The sequence below is a fragment of the Brevundimonas sp. genome (assembly GCF_044336875.1).
GTDB lineage: Bacteria > Pseudomonadota > Alphaproteobacteria > Caulobacterales > Caulobacteraceae > Brevundimonas.
In genome coordinates this window covers 217,760-239,203 of record NZ_JBIIOP010000001.1, presented here as the reverse complement: position 1 = coordinate 239,203, position 21,444 = coordinate 217,760, and the positions used below count along the sequence as shown (strand labels likewise).

Here is a 21,444-nt window from a genome sequence, read left to right as displayed (position 1 = left end):
GCGCGCCTCAGACCGTGGTCAGCTGTTCGTCGCGCATGGCCGAGCCCTGGCGGAAGACCTCGGCCAGGATGAAGACCACCAGGATCCCCAGCCAGGAGCCCAGGCTGAACTCGTAGTCGGTCGGCGACTGGCCGATGGACTGGGGCGCGACTACGGCCAGCATCATGGCGGTCAGCTGGATGCCCAGCAGGCCCAGGCCCACGGCCTGCAGCCGTTTGACGTTGGCGAATTCGAAGGCGTCGCCCCGATTGACGGACAGCAGGATGGCTCTCAGCCGGTTGATGACCCACCAGGTCAGGGCGCAGGCCAGGAAGGCGCCCAGCAGGGTCAGACGCCCCGTTATTTCAAACGTGGATTCCGGATCGGCCGACGCGCCGCGCAGCCCGTCGATCAGTCCTGCGCCGAAGCTGGGGAAAACCAGGCTGGCGATCAGCGCAAGGCCCGAGGCCAGGGCGCCGAGCATCACGAAGACATTGATGAAGCCCAGGAACCAGCGCAGGGCGCTGGCGATGGAATATTTGCCGACCAGTTTCATTGGATAGCCCTCCGTGGCGCCGCCCTCCGCAGCGCCTTCGTGACTATCGATATGGATTTATCGATAAACGAGCAAGAACATTATCGATAAACGAGATGAAGCTTTCGTAAGGTTCGGCTCAGCCGGTGAAGCCCCAGGCGAGCCTCGCCGCCTCCAGCCGCTCCAGCTTGGCGTGGAAGGGCGCCCAGTCGTCGTCGGCGTCGATGGCGGCCCAGATCGCCTCGACCTCGTCGATCAGCATCTCCTCCGGTTCGCGGGCGGCGAACATCGGATGCTCCAGCCGTTCGATCCGGTCGGGCGCGTGCTCCATCAGGGCGAAGCGGAACACGTCGAAGGCCTCGCCCTGGTACAGTCTGGCGCGCGGTCCCGACAGGGCGCGGGCCGAGGAGGCGAAACCGCCGAACCAGTCGAAGAAGACGGGCTCCCAGCGCAGGTCCGCCCCAGCCTCGCGCATCAGGCCCAGGGTGGCGTCGACCAGCCTCTGGTCCGCCGCCTCGCCCAGGCTGTGAACCCCCAGCCGCATCAGGAAGGCGGCGCGCAGTTCGCGGATATAGGCGGGGCCGAACCCGTTCAAGGCGTCGGCCAGACTCTTGGCGTCCGAGACCAGGGCCAGGCAACTGGCCAGCTGGGTCAGGTTCCAGAACACCGCCTCGGGCTGGCGGGCGAAGGCGTAGAGGCCGCCGTGGTCGAAATAGGCGGCGGTGAACTGCGGGTCATAGTGGGGCAGGAAGCGCCAGGGGCCATAGTCGAAGCTCTCGCCCGTGACGTTCAGATTGTCGGTGTTCAGCACCCCGTGGACGAAGCCGGCGGCGATCCAGCGGGCGGTCAGTTTCGCCGAGGCCTCGACGATGGCGGTCATCAGGCCGGGGACGTCGCCGGTCGCGACGGACGGGTGATAGAGTGTGCGGACGTGTTCGATCAGGGTCTCGATCTGGTCCGTTCGCTTGAAATAGGCGGCGCGCTGGAAGGTCCCGAACCGGACGTGGGAGTGCTGCAGCCGCACCAGGACGGCGGAGCGGGTGGGCGAGGGTTCGTCGCCCCGCTCCAGCGCCTCGCCGGTCTCGATCAGGGAGAAGGCGCGGCTGGTCGGGACGCCCAGGGTCTCCAGCATCGTCGCCGCCAGAACCTCGCGCATCCCGCCCTTCAGCGTCAGCCGCCCGTCGCCGTTGCGCGACCACGGCGTCTGGCCTGAACCTTTCGTGCCGAGATCCAGAAGGCGGCCGGAGGCGTCCCGCATCTGGGCCGCCAGGAAGCCGCGCCCGTCGCCCAGGTCGGGATTGTACTGGCGGAACTGGTGCCCGTGATAGCGCATGGCGACCGGACCCGGCTGGCCGGGCAGGGGCTGGAACCGGCCGAAATGGGCGATCCATTCGGCGTCGCTCAGCCCCTCCAGCCCCACCTGGCCGGCGGCGCGGTCGTTGCGGTAGCGCAGGATGGTCTCTGGAAAATCGGCCGCCGCAACGGCGTCGGCATAGTCCGGACCCAGGTCGAAGAAGCGTGGTTCGGGGCGGTAGGCGGAGGAGGGCGGCATGGGGCTCAGGTGCGCCGCCCGCGCCGCTTTCGCAAGCCGCAGGGCCGGTTTCGGTTGAACCTTTGGCATAGGACCGTATTATCGAACCCAGAGATCAGGTCGCTTCGATCTTATGGATCAGGCGGCCAGGCTGGCGTCCCTTGCCTTGCGAGGCGGCGAATCCGGTCCGACGCCCGTCGATAACCTGGCGTCACGACAGCAATCCTTGTTTCCAAGTGGAGAGCCGCCGTGGCGCGCAAACTTACGCTCGACTTCCTCAAGACCGAGGCCGCTTCCGGTTCGGCCCTGGCCCTGGCGGCGATCGCCGCCGTCCTGGTCGCCAACTCGCCCTGGTCGGCCGACTATTTCGCCTGGCTGAAGAGCCACCACATCCTGCAGATCGGCCCGATCCGGCTGGACGAGACCATCTCGGACTGGATCAAGGAAGGCCTGATGGCGATCTTCTTCCTCGTGGTGGGGATGGAGATCAAATACGAGATCGTGCGTGGCGAGCTGTCGGATCCGAAGAAGCTGGCGACACCCGTTCTGGCGGCGCTGGGCGGCATGGCCGGGCCGGCGGCGGTCTATCTGCTGTTGTCGGGACTGATCGGGGCGCCGCACCAGGGCTGGCCCATTCCTCTGGCCACAGACATCGCCTTCGCCCTGGCCGTCTTCGGCTTCGTCGGCAAGGGACTGCCGTCGTCGCTGCGGGTCTTCCTGCTGACCCTGGCCATCGTCGACGACCTGGGCGCCATCGCCCTGATCGCCGTCCTGTTCAGTCAGGGCGTGGATTGGCTTCCCCTGGCCTGGGTCGCGGGTCTGCTGGTGGTCGGCGGTCTGGTCGCGCACCGGATCCGCATCCCGACCCCCTTCTGGGTCATCGGCTTCGCGGCGGTCTGGTATCTGACGGTCGAGGCGGGGCTCAGCACCTCCCTGACCGCCGTGGCCTTCGCCATGATCGTGCCGATCAAGGCCCGCAACGAAGACCGCCAGAGCCCGCTGAAGGAGGCGATCCACGACCTGCATCCGTGGAACGCCTTCCTGGTCCTGCCCCTGTTCGCCTTCGCCAAGGCCGGGGTCTCCTTCGCCGGCCTGACGCTGGACCAGGCCTTCGCCCCCCTGGTGATCGCCATCGCCCTGGGTCTGTTCTTCGGCAAACAGGTGGGGGTCTTCGGGGCCGCCTGGCTGGCCTCGGCGCTCAAGATCGGCGCCCGGCCGACCGACGCCTCCTGGCTGCAGGTCTATGGGGTGGCCCTGCTGTGCGGGGTCGGCTTCACCATGAGCCTGTTCATCGGCGTCCTGGCCTTCCCGGGCGCGGTGGATTCGCCCGAACAGGTCGAGGTCAAGCTGGGCGTCATCGGCGGGTCGATCCTGTCGGCGGTGGCGGCGGCGATCGTCCTGGGCATGGCCGGACGCAGCAAGCCGGCCGTCGTCGAGGGGGAATAGTCCCTCACGCCGCGCTGCAGCATGGGGAAAACTGTGCGAATACTGACCTAGGGTCAGGATTTTCTGTCTCTTCCTTGTCACACGAGGGTCGAACTGCGGCGAAAAATCGTCGCGGGTAACAACGGTTGCTTGTCGCCCGGCCCGAAGCGGGCTTAGCCTCTCCGGTATTGAGCGCGTCTCCACGTAGAGGCGGGCCGAATGGGAACAAGGAAACGCCGCGGTCGCCCCGCGCGACCGGGCCTCAGAGCCGGGAGGACGCTTCGTGCGCCAAACTAACCGCTATCTCAGGACAACCGTGTCCGCCGCCGTCGTCGGCGCGGCCGTCTTCGGCTTCGCCGGAATGGCCGCCGCCCAGGAGGCGCCGAGCACGGTGGATGACATCATCGTCACCGCCCAGCTGCGCGAGCAGAGCCTGCAGGACGTGCCCGTCGTGGTCACGTCGCTGTCGCAGGAAGTGCTGCAGGACGCCGGCGTCCGCGACATCAAGGATCTGCAGATCCTGACCCCCGGCATGACGGTCACCTCGACCCAGTCGGAAGCCTCGACCACCGCCCGTATTCGCGGCGTCGGCACGGTCGGCGACAACCCGGGTCTGGAATCCTCGGTCGGCGTGGTCATTGACGGCGTCTTCCGCTCGCGCAACGGCGTCGGCTTCGGCGACCTGGGCGAGCTCAGCCGCATCGAGGTGCTGAAGGGGCCGCAGGGCACCCTGTTCGGCAAGAACACCTCGGCCGGCGTCATCAACATCATCACCGCCCTGCCGTCCTTCACCCCGGGGATCGACGTCGAGGCGACCGCCGGCAACTATGGCGCCTGGGGCGTGTCGGGGTCGGTCACCGGCCCGATCAGCGACCAGATCGCCGGCCGTCTGTATGTCGCCGCCCGCCAGCGCGACGGCTTCTATAATGTGGACACCGGCGACGGTCCGCGCGCCAATACCGAAGACGCCAACCAGAATTTCTGGACCGCGCGCGGCCAGCTGCTGATCCAGCCGTCGGACAGCGCCTCGATCCGCATCATCGCCGACTATTCGAAGCGCGACGAATACTGCTGCACCGGCGTCGTCACCCGGTCCAGCCCGACCGCCGCCATCATCAACGCCCTGACGGCGCCCAACGGACCCGGCACGGCGGCGCAAGGGGCCGGCGACGGCCGCGTGCCCTTCTCGCGCCAGGCCTACGCCAACCGCGACACCGACCAGGTGATGGAGGACATGGGTCTGTCGGCCGAGGCCAATATCGACATCCAGTCCTGGAACGCGGTCCTGACCAGCGTCACCTCGTATCGCGACTGGTCGACGGTCAACGGCCATGACATCGACTATACGGGCGCAGACATCCTGTATCGTCCGCCGAACGGCGAATACGGCTACGACCTGACCAACCTGACCCAGGAGCTTCGCCTGGCCGGAACCAGCGACAAGTTCGACTGGCTGGTCGGCGGTTACGCCTCGCTGGAGAATATCGGCCGGGACGACACCTTCTATCTGGGCGCCGACTACAACCCCTTCCTGTCGCTGCTGCTGACCTCCAGCCTGGCGGCCCAGACGGGCGGCGCCATCGCCCCCAGCCCGGCGCGACTGGGCTGTTTCTCGGGCAACTACGCCCTGCTTCCGGCGGCGGCCCGCGCCCAGTATCTGATCGGCTGCGTCGCCGGCAGTCCCCTGGCGCCGCCCCTGCCGGGCGCGCCGTTGAACATCGTCGGTCAGGGCGTGGTCGACCACTACAGCCAGAGGTCCGAAACCCTGGCCCTGTTCACCAACAACACCTGGCGGGTGACGGACCAGTTCGAACTGACCCTGGGTCTGCGCTACACGCTCGACAAGAAGCGGCTGCTGGGCCTGCAGGACAACGTCAACGGCAATGGCGCCTCGTGCGCCGCCGTCCTGGGCAACCAGGCGGTGATCGTCGGCGCCTTCACCGCCGCCCTGGGCAGCCCCGCCGCCGGCGCGGCCGCCGCGAGCGCGGTCATCGGCCCGCAATGCCTGCCCTGGAACAACGTCCTCTACGACAACCGCCGCATCAGCGAGGAGCATGACGACGGCGTCCTGTCCGGCACGGTCAAGGCGACCTATCGTCTGAACGACAGCGCCATGCTCTACGGCTCCTATGCGCGCGGCTACAAGGGCTTCGGCTACAACATGGATCGGGTGCAGACGGGGGTGACCCCGGACGCCTCGCTCTATTTCCCGGCCGAGACCGTCGACAGCTACGAGCTGGGTCTGAAGACCACCCTGCTGGACCGCAAGCTGCTGCTGAACGCCACCTACTTCAATCAGAAGTTCGAGGACTTCCAGCTCAACACCTTCCTGGGCACGGCCTTCGTGGTCGAATCCATTCCCGAGCTGAAGACCCAGGGCGTCGACGCCGACATGATGTGGTTCACGCCGCTGGACGGCCTGACCCTGACCGCCGGCGTCACCTATACGGACGCGGAATACGGCGCGTTCACCGCCGCCGACCTGACCAGCCCCGGCCGTTTCCCGCAGCTGTCGCTGCTGCCCGGCGCCCGTCCGTCGTTCGCGCCGGAATGGTCCCTGGCCGGCTCGGTCAACTTCGACCGGTCCCTGGGGGGCGGCCTGCGCGGCGGCTTCTCGCTCTCGGCCAAATACATGACCGAGTACAACACCGGCTCGGACCTGATCCCGTTCAAGATGCAGGACGGGTTCGCCGTGGTGAACGGTCGCGTCACCGTCGGATCCGAGGACGAACGCTGGGCCCTGGACGTCTGGGCCCAGAACCTGACGGACGAGGAATATGTCCAGGTGGCCTACAACTCGCCGCTCCAGGGTACGGCCTTCCAGACGGCGGCCCAGCCTAACGGCACCTTCTACGACCAGTCTCGCGACACCCAGGGCATCAGCGCCTTCCTCGGCGCGCCGCGCACCTACGGCGTGACGCTGCGGGTGAAATACTGATCGTCCAACCGCCCGGAGCCCCCGGCTGACAGGGCGGAACGACGAAGGCCCGACCGGGAGACCGGCCGGGCCTTTTTCTTTTTCGTTAGAAGTCCCGCCCATTGGGCGGTGAGATGAATTTCGTCCTTCTACGGAAATTTTTGTCATCCTCAACCTTAGCGCCGACGGTGAGTGGGTGAGGATTTCCCAATTCTAAAATATTACAAAATATTTTTGTTATACGAAACGCGTCATATCTGTGTCTTCATTGTGACATGTGACCATTGATTACATTGCTTGAATGTAATGTGGCCTAGCCACGATCCGGCACGCGGATAACCTTCCCTATCCGCGTGCATTGGGGGCGCGGGTCAGTGTGGCCGTCGTCGAGGGGCGATCGCCGCTATTTGAAGGATGGGGATATTGAAAGTTCGTACCATTCGAGAGCGCTTGTTGACCGGAACCATGGTGGGCGGCGTTGCGCTGGCGGCTCTGGCCGCCATGCCAGTCGTTCTGGCTCCGACGACAGCGCTCGCGCAGTCGCAGACAGGGGGGCTGCGTATCGCAGTCACCGGCTCGGCCGGCCAACCGATCGCGGGGGCGACGGTTGTCGTGAGTTCGCCGAGCAGTCTGGTGAGCCGTACTGCCGTGACCGACGCTGACGGCCGCGTCCGAGTCAGCGGCCTCGATCCGGCGACCAACTACACGGTGTCGATCGACGCGCCCGAGTACAGCAACTTCAGCGCTGGCAATGTGGCTATCGTCAGCGGCCGCGACTTGTCGGTGGGTTACAGCCTTGCCGATCGTAGCGGCGCGACGGATTTGGGCGATATCGTCGTCACTGGCACGTCGCTGGCCGCGATCGACACAACTTCTGCAACGGTCTCGACGACGCTGACGCTTGAGACCATGGAAGCTCTTCCCACCGGCCGCAGCTATCAGAGCTATCTGCAGCTGGTTCCCGGCACCAAGCCTGGCAACAACCCGTCGTCGCGTTCAGGTGTGAACTATTCCGACATCGGCGGCGCCGTCGGCAGTTCGACCGACAACCTGTATTATCTGGACGGCGTCGATGTGACAGACCCAGTGTCGGGTACGTTCGGCGCCAACTTCAACTCGGAAATCATCCAGGAGCAGCAGGTTCTGGTGGGCGCGATCCCAGCGGAATATGCGGGCGGCTCCGGCCTGATCTCGCGGGTCGTCACGAAGTCGGGCTCCAACGAGTGGCATGGATCGGCGAACTACTATTTCCAGAACGACTCCCTCGTTCAGGAAGATTACCACAATAACTCGGGCGGCTTCTCGACCTATGATGCGGCGGTCACTCTAGGCGGCCCGATTCTGAAGGACCGCCTGTGGGTCTTCGGCTCGTATCAGAAGCGTAACCGCGAAGACGAAGTGCTCGATCCCAATACCGGTGAGGCCCGCCGTAACGTCGAGCAGGATTCCGAATACTCGTTCGGCAAGGTGACGTGGCAGGTCAACGACGAGAACCGTCTGTCGGCCACCTTCTTCAACGACCCCTATGAAACGACCGGCTCGTCGTCGGCCACCGTGTTGAACAATCGCGACACGCGGCGCGTCCAGGGCGGGAATAACTACAAGATCGACTATACTGGCGTGTTCGACGATCTGACGGTCAACGCCTACTGGTTCCGCCACGAAGGCGAAATTTCGGACTATGCCGCCGACACCTCAGTCACCGAGAACGTGATCTACGCATCAGCTGCGGCTTCGACCCTGGCGCAGCGCTCGCTCGGCGGCTTCGGTGGCGACACGATCCGGAATCGCGACCGGGACGAGTACGGCATCAACGCTGAATACTTCCTGAACACTGGATTTGGTACGCACACGTTCAAGGCGGGCTATGTCTTCACTGAAAACTCGACAATGATCGACAGCTCGGTGCCCAACCCGGATCGGTACACTTCTCTGGCCGCTCAGTACTCGGGCACCAACTTTGCTACGGTTGTCAGCGGCGGTCCAGGCTGGACCGCGCGTCCGATCGTGGCTGGTGACATGACCCGGCTGATCGACGGTATAACGAGCAACGCCACGGCGCTTGCCGCAGTGGACACCGATGGTGATGGCGAGGTGACTACCGCCGAGGTCAACGCACTGACCTTCACCAACACCGCCGACAGCCCCTATGGCAATGTCGCGCTGTATCGGATGAACCGCGTTGCGACCGGCGCGTATGAGGTGAAGAGCGAGGGGCAGAGTGTCTATCTGCAAGACACCTGGACGTTGAACCAACTGACCGTGAATGCGGGTGTTCGCGCCGAGAAGTGGACGCACTTCGACTCCAATGGGGAAGAGGTCGCCAACTTTGATTGGGAAATCGCGCCACGTCTTTCCGTCGTCTATGACCTCTTCGGTGATGGGCGTAGCAAGGTGTTCGGCTATGCGGGGCGCTATTACGATCCGATCCGCAACAACATGACGGATTTTGCAGGCGGCCTGACCGGGCCTGTCGACGAAGAGCAGATCAACGTCGCCGGCGAATGGGTAACCTTCCGTACGCGTGGCGGAGCGTCGACGCCGGACGCCCTGTTCTCTCCCACCACGAAGACGCCGTACACCGACGAATTCCTCATCGGTTATTCGACCACCTTCAGGTCGGACATCGGCTTCACGGCCACGGTCACCCGCCGCCAGACGCGCGATATCATGGAAGATTTCGATCTTGCGCTCTACTCGGATCCGACCTGCACGGCTGAGGATTGCGGCGCTTATGGCTACGCCTTCCCTGGCTCCGCTTACTATCTGCCGTATTCCTACTTTGGCTACGACAGTGCCCCGAACTCGAACTATGTGATCGGCACCCTGCCGGGCGGCGAACGGAACTACACCGGTCTGGAACTGACCCTGACCAAGTACAAGACTGATAACTGGTTCGGTCAGATTTCCTATACCTACAACGATGCCGATGGGAACACGAACTCGGATTCGAACGCGGATTATCAGGGCGACCTTATCTTCCTCGATCCTCGGGCTCCGAATGCCTCCGGTAATCAGCCGGGCAATATTGAACACCAGTTCAAGGCTTACGGAGGCTATGAGTTCGACTGGGGTCTGGTGCTGGCGGGTGTGTTCAACTGGAACTCGGGCTATCTCTACACTCCTGCACAGCCCGTGGGCGGTCGCTACTTTGCTCCGACCTTCGATGACCCGGCATTGAACGCTTGCGGTGATCCCGCCGATCCTTCGCCGGGCTACTACAATGGAGGCGTGTGCGACACCTGGTATCTGCCGGGCTATATCGGCTCCGAGACCGCGCCGTCCTATTGGACGTTCGACATCAAGGCCACCTATACGGTCGATATGCCGTTCGGAAAAACGGAACTGTTCCTCGACATCTTCAACCTCTTCAACAAACAGTCGGCCACGGGCGTCGAATCGCGTCTCGCAGGCAGCGGCGTCTACGACTATCAGGAAGCCAACTCCTGGGTCTCGCCGCGTCGCGCCAACCTCGGGGTCCGCTACTCCTTCTAAGAGGACCAGGTCTCGAGTGATCGAGTGGAATGCCGGTGCGGAAGCGCCGGCATTCTGCATTCAGGTTTGGGTTTATCCAGGGCTGTGCGCTGCGGATTTACGGCGTGACTTTTCTGATCGCCCAACCGCTCAGGCTCCGGCTAAAAGACGGGACGACGAAGGCCCGACCGGCAAACCGGTCGGGCCTTCTTATTCGACCCGATAGCGGATCGATTGCGACTGCGGCCTTCCTCCAGTCCATCATCCTGGGCCAAGGGCGAGGACGACGGGCTGGAGGAAGGCCTATTCCACCAGCGGGTTCTGCCTCGGTTTGGCCAGTTCGCGCTGGCCGGCGGTGGAGCGGTGCAGGATGCGACGGCCCCAGCCGGCGATGTCGTCGACGATGGTGAAGATGGCCGGGATGTAGAGCAGGGACAGGAAGGTCGAGGAGATCAGCCCCCCCAGCACCGCGATGGCCATGGGCGAACGGAACTGGACGTCGGCGCCCACGCCCATGGCGATCGGCACCATGCCGGCCCCCATGGCGAAGGTGGTCATCAGGATGGGGCGGGCGCGCTTGTGCGCCGCATCCATGATGGCGTCGAAGCGGGGCATGCCCTCCTTCTCGGCGATGATGACGTAATCGACCAGCAGGATGGAGTTCTTGGCCGCGATCCCCATCAGCATCAGCACCCCGATCAGGGCCGACATGGAGAAGTTGGCGCCGCCGATGGCCAGGGCGATGAAGGCGCCGCCGATGGCCAGGGGCAGGGCCGCCATGATGGTGATCGGATAGGCGAAGCTTTTGAACAGCAAGGTCAGCACCGCATACATCAGCAGGATGCCCGAGGCGAAGGCGATGCCGAAGCCCATCAGCATTTCCTGGATGAACTCGGCGTCGCCGGCCGGCACCTGGCGCACGCCGGCCGGCAGGTTCTGCACCGAGGGCAGGCGATTGACCGCCGCCCCGGCCGCGCCGGTGGTGATGCCGTCCAGTTCGGCGCTGATCGAGGCGATCCGCGACCGGTCCTGGCGGGTGACGGTGGCCGGACCGGCGCCGAAGCTGATGTCGGCGACGGCGCCCAGCGGCACCGAGGCGCCGCCGTTGGCCGGCACGCGCAGATTCTCCAGCACGGTCAGATCCTCGCGCGCCTCTTCCGTCAGTTGCAGGCGGATCGGGATCTGGCGGTCGCCCAGATTGTATTTGGGCAGATTCTGATCGACGTCGCCGATGGTGGCGACCCGCACCGCCTGCGAGATGGCGCCGGCGGACACGCCCGCCAGGGCCGCCTCGTCGGGGCGGGGCGTGACCAGGATCTCCGGACGGGCGATGGCGGCCGAGTTGACCACATTGGCCAGGCCGGGCACGCCGCGCATCTCCTCCTCGACCTTGCGGGCCGCGGCGTCCAGGGCCGCCGGATTGTCGCTCAGGATCGAGAAGGTGTAGCTGGTGCCGTCGCCGGGCCCGCCGCCCTGCTGGGCGATGCCGGCGCGGATCCGGGCACCGGGGATCTGTTTCAACTCGTCGACCATGACGCGCGAGAAGGCCTGCTGGCTCAGGTCGCGGTCGCCCTTGGGCACCATGTCGGCATAGACATTGGCCTGGGTCACTTCCTGGCCGCCGATGGCGGCGTAGACGGAGACGACCTCCGGCCGGGCTTCCAGCTTGCGGGTGACGGCCTGAACCACGGCGTCGGTCTGGCGCAGGGTCGAGCCCGGCGGCAGTTCGACCTGGAAGGCGGCGCGGGCCACATCGCCCGGCGACATGAATTCGAACGACATCTTGGCCACGATCGAGGTGCCGATCGATCCGACCAGGAACAGGATGCCGATGACGAACACCTTCCATCGGTTGCCCAGCGACCAGCGCAGGGCCTTCAGATAGCCGCCCATCCAGAAGGGATCGCGGTCTTCGTGGTGAGTGTGTTTCAGGATGAAGGCGGCCATCAGCGGCGTCAGGGTCCGCGCCACCAGCAGCGAGAAGGCCACGGAGACGCAGGCCGCCAGGGCGAAGGCCTTGAAGAACTGGCCGATGATGCCCGGCATGAAGCCGACGGGGGCGAAGACGGCGATGATGGTGGCGGTGGTGGCCACGACGGCCAGGCCGATCTCGTCCGCCGCCTCCAGCGAGGCGTCATAGGGCGGTTTGCCGTCGCGCATGTGGCGGACGATGTTCTCGATCTCGACGATGGCGTCGTCGACCAGGATGCCGATGGTCAGCGACAGGGCCAGCAGGGTCACCACGTTCAGCGACTGGTCCAGCGGACCCAGGATGGCGAAGGTCGGGATCAGCGACATCGGCATGGCCGTCGCCGCGATCAGGGTGGCACGCCAGTCGCGCAGGAAGATGAAGACGATGATGACGGCCAGGACGGCGCCCAGCAGCAGGGCCTCCAGCGAGGCCAGATAGGATTCCTCGATCTGTTCGACGCTGGCGGTCACCTGCTGGATGGTCAGTTCGGGATGGGCCTCGTCGATCTTGGCGACTTCCTCGCGGACCTTCTCGGCGACCTTGACCTCGGAGGCGGTGCGCGAGCGCAGGAAGTTGAAGGTCACGGCCTCCTGGCCGTTGTAGCGGGCCAGGCGGCGCGGTTCGCTCCACTTGTCCTCGACCGTGCCCAGATTATCCAGGCGCACCGTCTTGCCGTCACCCAGCGGCACCAGGGTCTCGCGCAACTGCTGCACCGAGGTGGCGGCGCCCAGGGTGCGGACGGCCCGCTCCGAGCCGGCGATGGTGACGCGGCCGCCCGGCAGGTTGTTGTTGACGTTGTTCAGGGCCTGGCTGACCTCGGCCGCCGTGACGCCGTAGGCGGCCAGACGCTGGGGATCCAGCTCGACCCGCATCTCGCGATCCACGCCGCCCGAGCGGTTGACCTCGCCCACCCCGCCCAGGGCCAGCAGGGCGCGGCTCATCTCGTTGTCGATGAACCAGCTGATCTGTTCCGGCGTCATGGTCGGCGAGCGGACCACATAGGTGATCAGGGCGTCGCCGGTGATGTCGATACGCTGGACCGCCGGCTCCTGCATGTCCTGGGGCAGGGAGGCGCGCAGGCCGGTCATGGCGTTGCGCACGTCGTTGGTGGCCCGGTCGGTGTCTGTGCCCAGTTCGAACTCGATCATCGTCGTCGAGACGCCGTCGGTGACGGTTGAGGTGACGTGGCGCACGCCCGACAGGCCGGCGAGGGAGTCCTCGATCAGCCGGGTGACCTGCACCTCCATTTCCGCAGGCGCGGAGCCGGGACGGGCGGCGGTGACATTGACCAGGGGGAAGTCGATGTCGGGGTTGGAGTTGATCCGCATCCCCGAGAAGCCGACCACGCCGCCGAGGGTCAGCAGCAGGAACAGCAGGATGATCGGAATCGGGTTCTTGATCGCCCAGGAGGACATCTGGTTCATGACCGGGTCCTACTTGGAGGCGGGCTGGGAGGCGGGCTGGGAAGCGGGCTGGGCCGCGGGCGCGGCGCGCCCCGGCGCCTGGGGCACATTGACGCGGTCGCCCTCGTTCAGGAAGCCGGCGCCGTCGACGATGACCCGGGCGCCGACATTGACGCCGGTCACGGCCGTCTGGGCGTCGCTGCGCGACAGGACGGTAATCGGCTGGAAGTGAACCGTGCCGTCGCCGTTCAGGGTGAAGACCCCCGGCTTGTTGTTCCGGTACAGGACCGCGCCGGTCGGCACCGTCGTCGCCGGCTGGTCGCCGACGGCGATGTCGGCGCGGGCGAACATCCCCGGCTTCAGCGAACCGCCGGGCGCCAGGGCGACGCGGGCCAGGCCCAGCCGGGTGCCGGCATCGACCTGGGGCGTGACGATGCGGACCGTGCCGCTGGTCGAACCGCCCTCGCTGGAGCTGACGGTCGCCGACTGACCGGCGCGGATCAGGCCCAGTTCGGTCTCGGGCACCTGGGCGTCCAGCTCCAGCCGGCCGTCGCGGACCATGCGGAACAGTTCGGTCCCGGCCGAGATGATCTGGCCCTTGGTCACGCTGCGGCTGGAGATCAGGCCGGCGACGGGCGCGCGGATGGTGGCCTGGGACAGCTGGGTCTGGGTCTGGGCCAGGGTGGCGCGGGCGGCGGCCAGATTGGCGCCGGAGGCCCGCTGGTTGGCCAGGGCCGTGTCCAGGGAGGCCTGGCTGAGGAAGCCGCGCTCCTTCAACTGCTGGGCGCGGTCCAGGGCGGCGTCGTCGCGCGCCACATTGGCCTCGGCCAGTTGCACCTGGGCCTGCTGCTGGCGCAGCTGGGCGCGCAGCAGGACGTCGTTCATCTGCACCAGGGGCTGGCCCTGGCGGACATAGGAACCCTCGTCGACATAGACGGCGACGGCGGTCAGGCCCCCGGTCTCGGCCGCGACCGGCACCTCTTCCCAGGCGGAGACGGTGCCCGAGGCGGTCACGGTGCGGTTCAGGCTGGTCTGGCTGACCGTGGCGGCGGTGACGGTCTGGCGCGAGCCGCCGGCGGCCTTCTCCTCGGTCTTCTCGTCGCCGTGCCCGCCGCAGCCGGCCAGGATCAGTGTGGACAGCGCCACGGCGCCCATGACAGCGGCACGGGGCCCCAAAGCGGATCGGGTCGTCTTGAACACGCGGCGTTTCCTCGGTTGCAGGCGAAGCGTCTTGCCGGCTGCGTCGCCGGTCGTTCGGGGGCTCGTTCCATACCGCGTCCGCGAGCCGCTCTCAAACCCAGATACATATTGTTGCAAAGGCTTAATCTGGCGCTGTAGCAGGTGCAGATAACGACGCGCGCTGGCCCCGGCGCCGCGCGCGTGATAGGGGCGCGCGGATGACGACTCCTCCTATCTCGAACATCCGGAACTTCAGCGTGGTCGCGCACATCGACCACGGCAAGTCCACCCTGTCCGACCGCCTGATCCAGTTCACCGGCGGCCTGACCGCTCGCGAAATGAGCGAGCAGGTTTTGGATAATATGGATATCGAGAAGGAACGGGGCATCACCATCAAGGCCCAGACCGTCCGCCTGAACTACAGGGCCAAGGACGGCCAGGACTATGTGCTGAACCTGATGGACACGCCCGGCCACGTCGACTTCGCCTATGAGGTCAGCCGCAGCCTGGCCGCCTGCGAGGGCTCGCTGCTGGTGGTGGACGCTTCGCAGGGGGTCGAGGCCCAGACCCTGGCCAATGTCTATCAGGCCATCGACAACAATCACGAGATCGTCCCCGTCCTGAACAAGGTGGACCTGCCGGCGGCCGAGCCCGACCGCGTCCGCGCCCAGATCGAGGACGTCATCGGCATCGACGCGTCGGAGGCCGTCCTGGCCAGCGCCAAGTCCGGCATAGGCATCGAGGACGTCCTCGAAGCCATCGTCACCAAGCTTCCGGCGCCGAAGGGCGACGTGAACGCCCCGCTGAAGGCCATGCTGGTCGACGCCTGGTACGACCCCTATCTGGGCGTCGTCGTCCTGGTCCGCGTCTTCGACGGGGTGCTGAAGGCCGGGATGCGGGTCAAGATGATGCGCAACGGCTCGACCCACCTGATCGACCGGGTCGGCGTCTTCCTGCCCAAGAACACCCCGGTCGACCAACTGGGCCCGGGCGAGGTCGGCTTCATCACCGCCCAGATCAAGGAAGTGGCCCACGCCGCCGTCGGCGACACCATCACCGACGAGAAGAAGCCGACCGCCGAACCGCTGAAGGGGTTCAAGGAAGTCCAGTCGGTGGTCTTCTGCGGCCTGTTCCCGGTCGACGCCGCCGATTTCGAGGATCTGCGCGCCGCCATCGGCAAGCTGCGCCTGAACGACGCCAGCTTCACCTACGAGATGGAATCCAGCGCCGCCCTGGGCTTCGGCTTCCGCTGCGGCTTCCTGGGCCTGCTGCACCTGGAGATCATCCAGGAGCGTCTGAGCCGCGAGTTCAATCTCGACCTGATCGCGACGGCCCCCTCGGTCGTCTACAAGATCCAGCAGCGCGACGGGACCGAGATCGACCTGCACAACCCGGCCGACCTGCCCGACGTGATGCAGATCGAGACCATTTCCGAGCCGTGGATCAAGGCCACCATCCTGACGCCCGACGACTATCTCGGCAGCGTGATCAAGCTGTGCCAGGACCGCCGGGGGTCGCAGATCGAACTGTCCTACGTCGGCGCCCGTGCGCTGGTGGTCTATGAGCTGCCGCTGAACGAGGTCGTCTTCGACTTCTACGACCGGCTGAAGTCGATCTCGAAGGGCTACGCCTCGTTCGACTACGAGATCACCGGCTACAAGGTCGGCGATCTGGTCAAGATGAACATCCTGGTCAACGCCGAGCCGGTCGACGCCCTGTCGATGCTGGTCCACCGCGCCCGCGCCGAGACGCGCGGCCGGGGCATGGTCGAGAAGATGAAGGAACTGATCCCGCCCCACCTGTTCGTCATCCCGATCCAGGCGGCCATCGGCGGCAAGATCATCGCGCGCGAGACGGTGCGGGCGCTGCGCAAGGACGTGACGTCGAAATGCTACGGCGGCGACGCGACCCGGAAGAAGAAGCTGCTGGAGAAGCAGAAGGCCGGCAAGAAGAAGATGCGTCAGTTCGGCAAGGTCGAGATCCCGCAGGAAGCCTTCATCGCCGCGCTCAAGATGGACGAGGACTGATCGCGCATTGATCCTCTCCCTCCCCCTGCGGGGGAGGGTGGCTGAGGCGTAGCCGAAGCCGGGTGGGGACGGCCAGGCAAGGCCCCACCGCTCTCGTCTCGAAAGAACCGTGGGGTTTCGCCCTGCCGCCCCCACCCGGTCTCGCCTCCGGCTCGACCACCCTCTCCGGAGCGGGGAGGGAGAGGCATTGCCTCATCCCTCACACCTCCACCCCCTCCGGCGCCCCCAGCGCCTCGCGCAATTCCTTCGGATGCAGCCGGGCCATCTCCTGATCCATCCAGCCCAGCGGCATCAGGCTCCCGTCCTCGCGCCAGAAGCTCTCGGCCCAGGGATAGCCCGCCTCCACGGCCCGCGCCCGATCCCGCGCCGCCGCCTCTTCGCCCAGATGCTCGGCCCGCCAGTGGTACAGCCACGGAATATGCCAGTGGGGCGCCCGCATCAGCCGCTCGTCCTTCATGGCCTCGACCAGACATTCGGCCAGATCCCGCGCATCGCCCAGCCGCTCCTCGAACTCGATCTTTCGCCGGGCCGCATAACGCACCCAGCCCTCGACCGGCTCGGGCTCCGGATCCTGCTCGTAGGCCTGCAGCCGCCGCCACCCCTCGGCCGCCCGTCGCCGCCACAGGTTCGACAGCCCGACCTGATACCGCAGGGCCAGCGACGCCCCGGTCTCGCCCCGCTCCCATTCGCGGCGGATGTCGTACCAGGTCTCCTCCGACCGGATCTTCCACGTCGATGTCTTGGTCATGCCGACAGGGTGGGGCGGGGGGACGTCAGGATCGGACGCAACCACCTCTTCCTTCTCCCCTTGCGGGAGAAGGGAAAGGCGAACCGGGATGAAGGCCTAAGGCCTGACCCGTGCCGCCATGGCCACCGAGATGGAGGCCTGTCGCACCCAGTTAAACTGCGTCCTCGACCCGGAGGCGTCGACCATGACCTTGGATAGCCTGACATGGTACGGCGCGTTAACCTCGCTAAATCGAACGGTGCTATGCACTTTTCTCAGTGAAGCTATAACAACTGATATTGTCTGCAGAATCGGGAGGGCTTGATGGCCAAGCTAACTGTGAATGTCTCTGATGGGTCAATCGAGATCGAAGGGGATGAGGCATTTATTTTGACCGCCTTAGGCGAGGTCCGGGGCGCGCTCAAAGATCTACAACCGTCGAACGGATTTAAATCGAAGTCGCCTGATTCCGAAATCGGTCCTTTGAATTCGTCCGAGGTTGTCTCAGAAAAAATCCCACCATTAAAATCAAAACAATCTCAAATCAAAAATTCTTCCAGTTCGAAGAAGTCTCAGCCTTCGCTCAATACCAACTTGGACTTGAGTAAACTTCCTGAGTTCATCAAGAAATACAAACCAAAAAATAATACCGAAAAAATTCTCGTTTTCTGCTCGTTCTTGCGGGATATTCTTAAGGTTTCGCCGTGTGCAGATTCAGACATATATTCATGTTTTCATAGCATGAAATCAGAAATGAAGATACCTGAGGCGTTTGCGAAGAATATGAATGATGCAAAGAAGGAGGGTTATATTGAGTACACGAAACTTTCAGAGGTTATTATCCCAACTATGGGGGAGAACCATCTAGTTTATATGGCCAAAAAGGTATCTGACGCGTGAGTAATTTAGATAAATCCCATTTGGCGATTTTTTATGCGTCTATACCGGACAGATTGGCTCTTTCTAAGGGTAGATTGGCCGATTATTTTGCATACTATTTGCAGATCGAGGTTGGTCGTGAAAGTGTAACAACGGCTGAGTTGAAGCAGTGTTTTAAGCTCTGTGATCTCATAGTTCCGACGTGGGTCGCTACTCACTTGGCCAATGCGTCTAAAGGAAAAGGTCCGAAGTACGTAAAGGCTTCCAAAGGTTATAGGTTGCACGCTCATGAGCGTGAGCAGATATCAAAAAGTTTGGGGGTTTCGGCTATTGTAACTCAAACAAGCGAGCCTTTAAGGGATGCGTGTAGTAAGCTTAATGAGGGTATTCAGAAAGAATTCTTGCAGGAGGCTATAGACTGTTATGGAATTGGATGTAACAGGGCTGCAATTGTGATATTCTGGTCATTTTTGCTCGACCACCTTTATGGATTGGTTTTATCAAATCATCTTGTATCTTTTAATGATACGCTTTCGAAAAATACCGATAAAAGAGTGAAGGTGACGGAAATATCCAAGAGGGATGATTTCGGAGAAATACCAGAAGGTAAGTTCATCGAATTTATGAAATCCTCAGGAATTATATCAAATGACGTGAGGAAAATTCTCGACCAAAAACTTGGAATAAGAAATTCTGCTGCTCACCCGTCGACGGTTTCCTTCAAGCAAAGCAAAGCTAACGAGTTTTTCGAAGATCTCTTAGAAAACGTCTACAAAAAATACCCGAATTAGGTGCAGTGTGCGGTGGGGCGTCTGGCTCTCACCGCCCCTTCCTGAACGCCTCCGCCTTCTCCGCCGCCGCTTCCGCGCGCCACTTCTTCGGCGCGGACTTGTCGACCGTTTCGCCGGCCGCCGTCAGGGCCTCGTTGGCGAACTCCAGGTCCAGCAGCTTCATCCGCTTGATCTCGTCGCGCAGGCGGCCGGCCTCCTCGAACTCGAGATTGGAGGCGGCTTCGCGCATCCGGCCTTCCAGATCCTTCAGCGCGGCCTGGAAGTTGGAGCCGACGAAGGGTTTGGCCTCCTCGGCCACGCCCGGACGGGTGACCCGGTCCATCTCGCGGGACTCGTAGGGGCTGTCGAGGATCTCCTTGATGTCGCGCTTGACGCTCTCGGGCGTGATGCCGTGTTCGGCGTTGTAGGCCTGCTGGCGTTCGCGGCGGCGGTCGGTCTCGGCGATGGCCCGCTCCATGCTGCCGGTCATCCGGTCGGCGTAGAGGATGACCCGGCCGTCGACGTTGCGCGCGGCGCGGCCGATGGTCTGGATCAACGAGGTCTCCGAGCGCAGGAAGCCCTCCTTGTCCGCATCGAGGATGGCGACCAGGCCGCACTCGGGAATGTCCAGGCCCTCGCGCAGCAGGTTGATGCCGATCAAACAGTCGAACGAGCCCAGGCGCAGGTCGCGCAGGATCTCGATCCGTTCCAGGGTGTCGACGTCGGAGTGCATGTAGCGGACGCGGATGCCCTGCTCGTGCATATATTCGGTCAGGTCCTCGGCCATCTTCTTGGTCAGTGTGGTGACCAGGCTGCGGTAGCCGGTGCGGGTCGTGGTCTTGACCTCGTCGATGACGTCGTCGACCTGGTTGCGGGTGGTTCCGCTGACCGGGCGGATCTCGACCGGCGGGTCGATCAGGCCGGTGGGGCGGATGACCTGTTCGACGAAGACGCCGCCCGACCGCTCCATCTCCCACGGGCCGGGGGTGGCGCTGACGTGGACTGTCTGGGGGCGCATGGCGTCCCATTCCTCGAACTTCAGCGGGCGGTTGTCGATGCAGGAGGGCAGGCGGAAGCCGTATTCGGCCAGGGTCGACTTGCGGCGGTAGTCGCCCCGGAACATGCCGTTGATCTGGCCGATGGTGACGTGGCTCTCGTCCACGAACAGCAGGGCGTTGTCGGGGATATATTCGAAGAAGGTCGGCGGCGGCTCGCCGGGCGCGCGGCCGGTCAGCCAGCGGCTGTAGTTCTCGATGCCGGCGCAGGAGCCGGTGGCCTCCATCATCTCCAGGTCGAAACGGGTGCGTTGTTCAAGGCGCTGGGCTTCGAGGAGTTTGCCGTTCTCGACCATCCAGTCGAGCGTCTCCTTCAATTCGGCCTTGATGCCGGCGGCGGCCTGGTTCAGCGTCGGGCGCGGGGTGACATAGTGGCTGGCCGCATAGACGGTGATCTCGGTCAGGTCGGCGGTCTTCTTGCCGGTCAGGGGATCGAACTCCTGGATCGCCTCCAGCTCGTCGCCGAACAGGCTGATGCGCCAGGCGCGGTCCTCCAGGTGGACCGGGAAGATCTCGATCACGTCGCCGCGCTTCCTGAACATGCCGCGGTCGAAGTTCATGTCGTTGCGCTTGTACTGGAGCGCGATCAGGTCGGCGCGCAGCTTGGCCTCGTCGATCTGGTCCCCGACCTTCAGGCTGAAGGTCATGGCCGTATAGGTCTCGACCGAGCCGATGCCGTAGATGCAGGAGACCGAGGCCACGACGATGACGTCCTGACGCTCCAGGATCGCGCGGGTGGCCGAGTGGCGCATCCGGTCGATCTGCTCGTTTATGGAGCTGTCCTTTTCGATGTAAGTGTCTGTTCTTGGGACATAAGCTTCGGGTTGGTAGTAGTCGTAGTAGCTGACGAAATACTCGACCGCATTGTCCGGGAAGAAGGCCTTGAACTCGGAATAGAGCTGGGCGGCCAGGGTCTTGTTCGGGGCCAGGATCAGGGCCGGGCGCTGGGTCTGTTCGATCACCTTGGCCATGGTGAAGGTCTTGCCCGAGCCGGTGACGCCCAGCAGGACCTGGTCGCGATCGCCCTCCTCGGCCTGGGCGACCAGTTCGGCGATGGCGGCGGGCTGGTCGCCGGCGGGGGTGTATTTCGTCTCCAGCCGGAAACGGCCGCCCTTGCGCTTGCCCTCGTGCGAGGGGCGGTGCGGCGTCCAGTCGGCCGGGGCGGCGACCGGCTCCTCCGGCGTCAGACGCGGGCCGGAGACCGGGGCGAACATCGGCATCTTGCCGTTATCGCGCTTGAAGGCGGCGGCGGCCTCTCGCACGCCCTGGTCGGGAACGTGGACGGGTTTGGCGATCTTGGGCGCGGCGGGCTTCGAGGTCGAAGAACGGTTCATGAACAGAACTTAGTGTGCGGGATCGGTTATCGCCAATAGCGTCCGCCTTCAAAGGTGGTTGCGTATCAAAGCTTCGTCCAAAAATGGCGGGAAAACGGCGTGATGTGGAAGGATATTGCTACATCCCGCCGCAGTATGTGTGGTTTCTGCACGCAATTTCTCCTTGTTGCGAACTTTTATGCGACTTTTTGGTTGCGATCCGTGTTCGCTGCGCCTAGCCATGTCACATATCCGATG

At 64.3% G+C, this 21,444-nt stretch carries 12 protein-coding genes; 6 read left to right on the top strand and 6 right to left on the bottom strand.

Features of this window, described 5'->3' with window-relative positions:
* Positions 1 to 7 precede the first annotated feature (7 nt).
* Positions 8 to 535, bottom strand: a complete 528-nt coding sequence (locus tag ACIQ1T_RS01145) for a DUF2975 domain-containing protein (RefSeq protein WP_395942650.1) — start codon at positions 533 to 535, stop codon at positions 8 to 10.
* A gap of 118 nt (positions 536 to 653) precedes the next feature.
* The gene (locus tag ACIQ1T_RS01140) at positions 654 to 2,066 is read right to left on the bottom strand and encodes a protein adenylyltransferase SelO family protein (RefSeq protein ID WP_395942649.1); all 1,413 of its coding nucleotides are present in this window, start codon (positions 2,064 to 2,066) and stop codon (positions 654 to 656) included.
* Between the two features lie 228 nt (positions 2,067 to 2,294).
* Between ACIQ1T_RS01140 and nhaA the strand changes: the two genes are divergently transcribed.
* The 3 genes from nhaA to ACIQ1T_RS01125 all read left to right on the top strand — a co-directional run bounded on the left by nhaA (position 2,295) and on the right by ACIQ1T_RS01125 (position 9,882).
* Entirely contained in the window at positions 2,295 to 3,491 is a 1,197-nt protein-coding gene (gene nhaA / locus ACIQ1T_RS01135; RefSeq protein WP_395942648.1) for a Na+/H+ antiporter NhaA, read from the top strand.
* Positions 3,492 to 3,753: 262 nt separating this feature from the next.
* Positions 3,754 to 6,408, top strand: coding sequence for a TonB-dependent receptor (locus ACIQ1T_RS01130; RefSeq protein WP_395942647.1), 2,655 nt, complete (start codon positions 3,754 to 3,756; stop codon positions 6,406 to 6,408).
* Between the two features lie 402 nt (positions 6,409 to 6,810).
* On the top strand, positions 6,811 to 9,882 hold the full coding sequence (locus ACIQ1T_RS01125) for a carboxypeptidase regulatory-like domain-containing protein (RefSeq protein ID WP_395942646.1): 3,072 nt from the start codon (positions 6,811 to 6,813) through the stop codon (positions 9,880 to 9,882).
* Positions 9,883 to 10,164: 282 nt separating this feature from the next.
* On the opposite strand, the gene ACIQ1T_RS01120 is transcribed toward ACIQ1T_RS01125, so the two are convergent.
* Together ACIQ1T_RS01120 and ACIQ1T_RS01115 are read right to left on the bottom strand one after the other, a co-directional pair.
* Positions 10,165 to 13,257 (bottom strand): efflux RND transporter permease subunit, encoded by a 3,093-nt coding sequence (locus ACIQ1T_RS01120; protein ID WP_395942645.1) that lies wholly within the window; start codon positions 13,255 to 13,257, stop codon positions 10,165 to 10,167.
* 9 nt (positions 13,258 to 13,266) lie between these two features.
* A complete protein-coding gene (locus ACIQ1T_RS01115) occupies positions 13,267 to 14,436 on the bottom strand; it encodes an efflux RND transporter periplasmic adaptor subunit (protein WP_395942644.1) in 1,170 nt (389 codons plus the stop codon).
* A 197-nt stretch (positions 14,437 to 14,633) separates the two neighbouring features.
* On the opposite strand from ACIQ1T_RS01115, the gene lepA reads away from it, so the two are divergent.
* Positions 14,634 to 16,442 carry a translation elongation factor 4 gene (gene lepA / locus ACIQ1T_RS01110; RefSeq protein WP_395942643.1) on the top strand — a complete coding sequence of 603 codons (1,809 nt, stop codon included), beginning with the start codon at positions 14,634 to 14,636 and terminating at the stop codon, positions 16,440 to 16,442.
* Between the two features lie 199 nt (positions 16,443 to 16,641).
* Here the strand turns inward: lepA and ACIQ1T_RS01105 are convergent, their stop codons facing one another.
* Positions 16,642 to 17,190: a hypothetical protein gene (locus tag ACIQ1T_RS01105; protein WP_395942642.1), complete on the bottom strand. Its 549-nt coding sequence runs from the start codon at positions 17,188 to 17,190 to the stop codon at positions 16,642 to 16,644.
* Between the two features lie 303 nt (positions 17,191 to 17,493).
* Here ACIQ1T_RS01105 and ACIQ1T_RS01100 point away from each other — a divergent pair, with 303 nt between their 5' ends.
* Positions 17,494 to 18,069, top strand: a complete 576-nt coding sequence (locus ACIQ1T_RS01100) for a hypothetical protein (RefSeq protein ID WP_395942641.1) — start codon at positions 17,494 to 17,496, stop codon at positions 18,067 to 18,069.
* On the top strand, positions 18,066 to 18,839 hold the full coding sequence (locus tag ACIQ1T_RS01095) for a hypothetical protein (protein WP_395942640.1): 774 nt from the start codon (positions 18,066 to 18,068) through the stop codon (positions 18,837 to 18,839). Before ACIQ1T_RS01100 ends, ACIQ1T_RS01095 begins: the two co-directional genes overlap by 4 nt.
* A 28-nt stretch (positions 18,840 to 18,867) precedes the next feature.
* Here ACIQ1T_RS01095 and uvrB read toward each other — a convergent pair whose 3' ends face one another.
* Positions 18,868 to 21,093, bottom strand: a complete 2,226-nt coding sequence (uvrB, locus tag ACIQ1T_RS01090; protein ID WP_395943106.1) for an excinuclease ABC subunit UvrB — start codon at positions 21,091 to 21,093, stop codon at positions 18,868 to 18,870.
* Between the last annotated feature and the right edge of the window lie 351 nt (positions 21,094 to 21,444).

What these genes read in the sequence shown, in the direction of transcription:
- ACIQ1T_RS01120 (WP_395942645.1), bottom strand. Translation starts at nt 13,257, where the DNA reads ATGAACCAGATGTCCTCCTGGGCGATCAAGAACCCGATTCCGATCATC.
- ACIQ1T_RS01105 (WP_395942642.1), bottom strand. Translation starts at nt 17,190, where the DNA reads ATGACCAAGACATCGACGTGGAAGATCCGGTCGGAGGAGACCTGGTAC.
- ACIQ1T_RS01140 (WP_395942649.1), bottom strand. Translation starts at nt 2,066, where the DNA reads ATGCCGCCCTCCTCCGCCTACCGCCCCGAACCACGCTTCTTCGACCTG.
- lepA (WP_395942643.1), top strand. Translation starts at nt 14,634, where the DNA reads ATGACGACTCCTCCTATCTCGAACATCCGGAACTTCAGCGTGGTCGCG.
- uvrB (WP_395943106.1), bottom strand. Translation starts at nt 21,093, where the DNA reads ATGCCGATGTTCGCCCCGGTCTCCGGCCCGCGTCTGACGCCGGAGGAG.
- ACIQ1T_RS01145 (WP_395942650.1), bottom strand. Translation starts at nt 535, where the DNA reads ATGAAACTGGTCGGCAAATATTCCATCGCCAGCGCCCTGCGCTGGTTC.
- ACIQ1T_RS01100 (WP_395942641.1), top strand. Translation starts at nt 17,494, where the DNA reads ATGGCCAAGCTAACTGTGAATGTCTCTGATGGGTCAATCGAGATCGAA.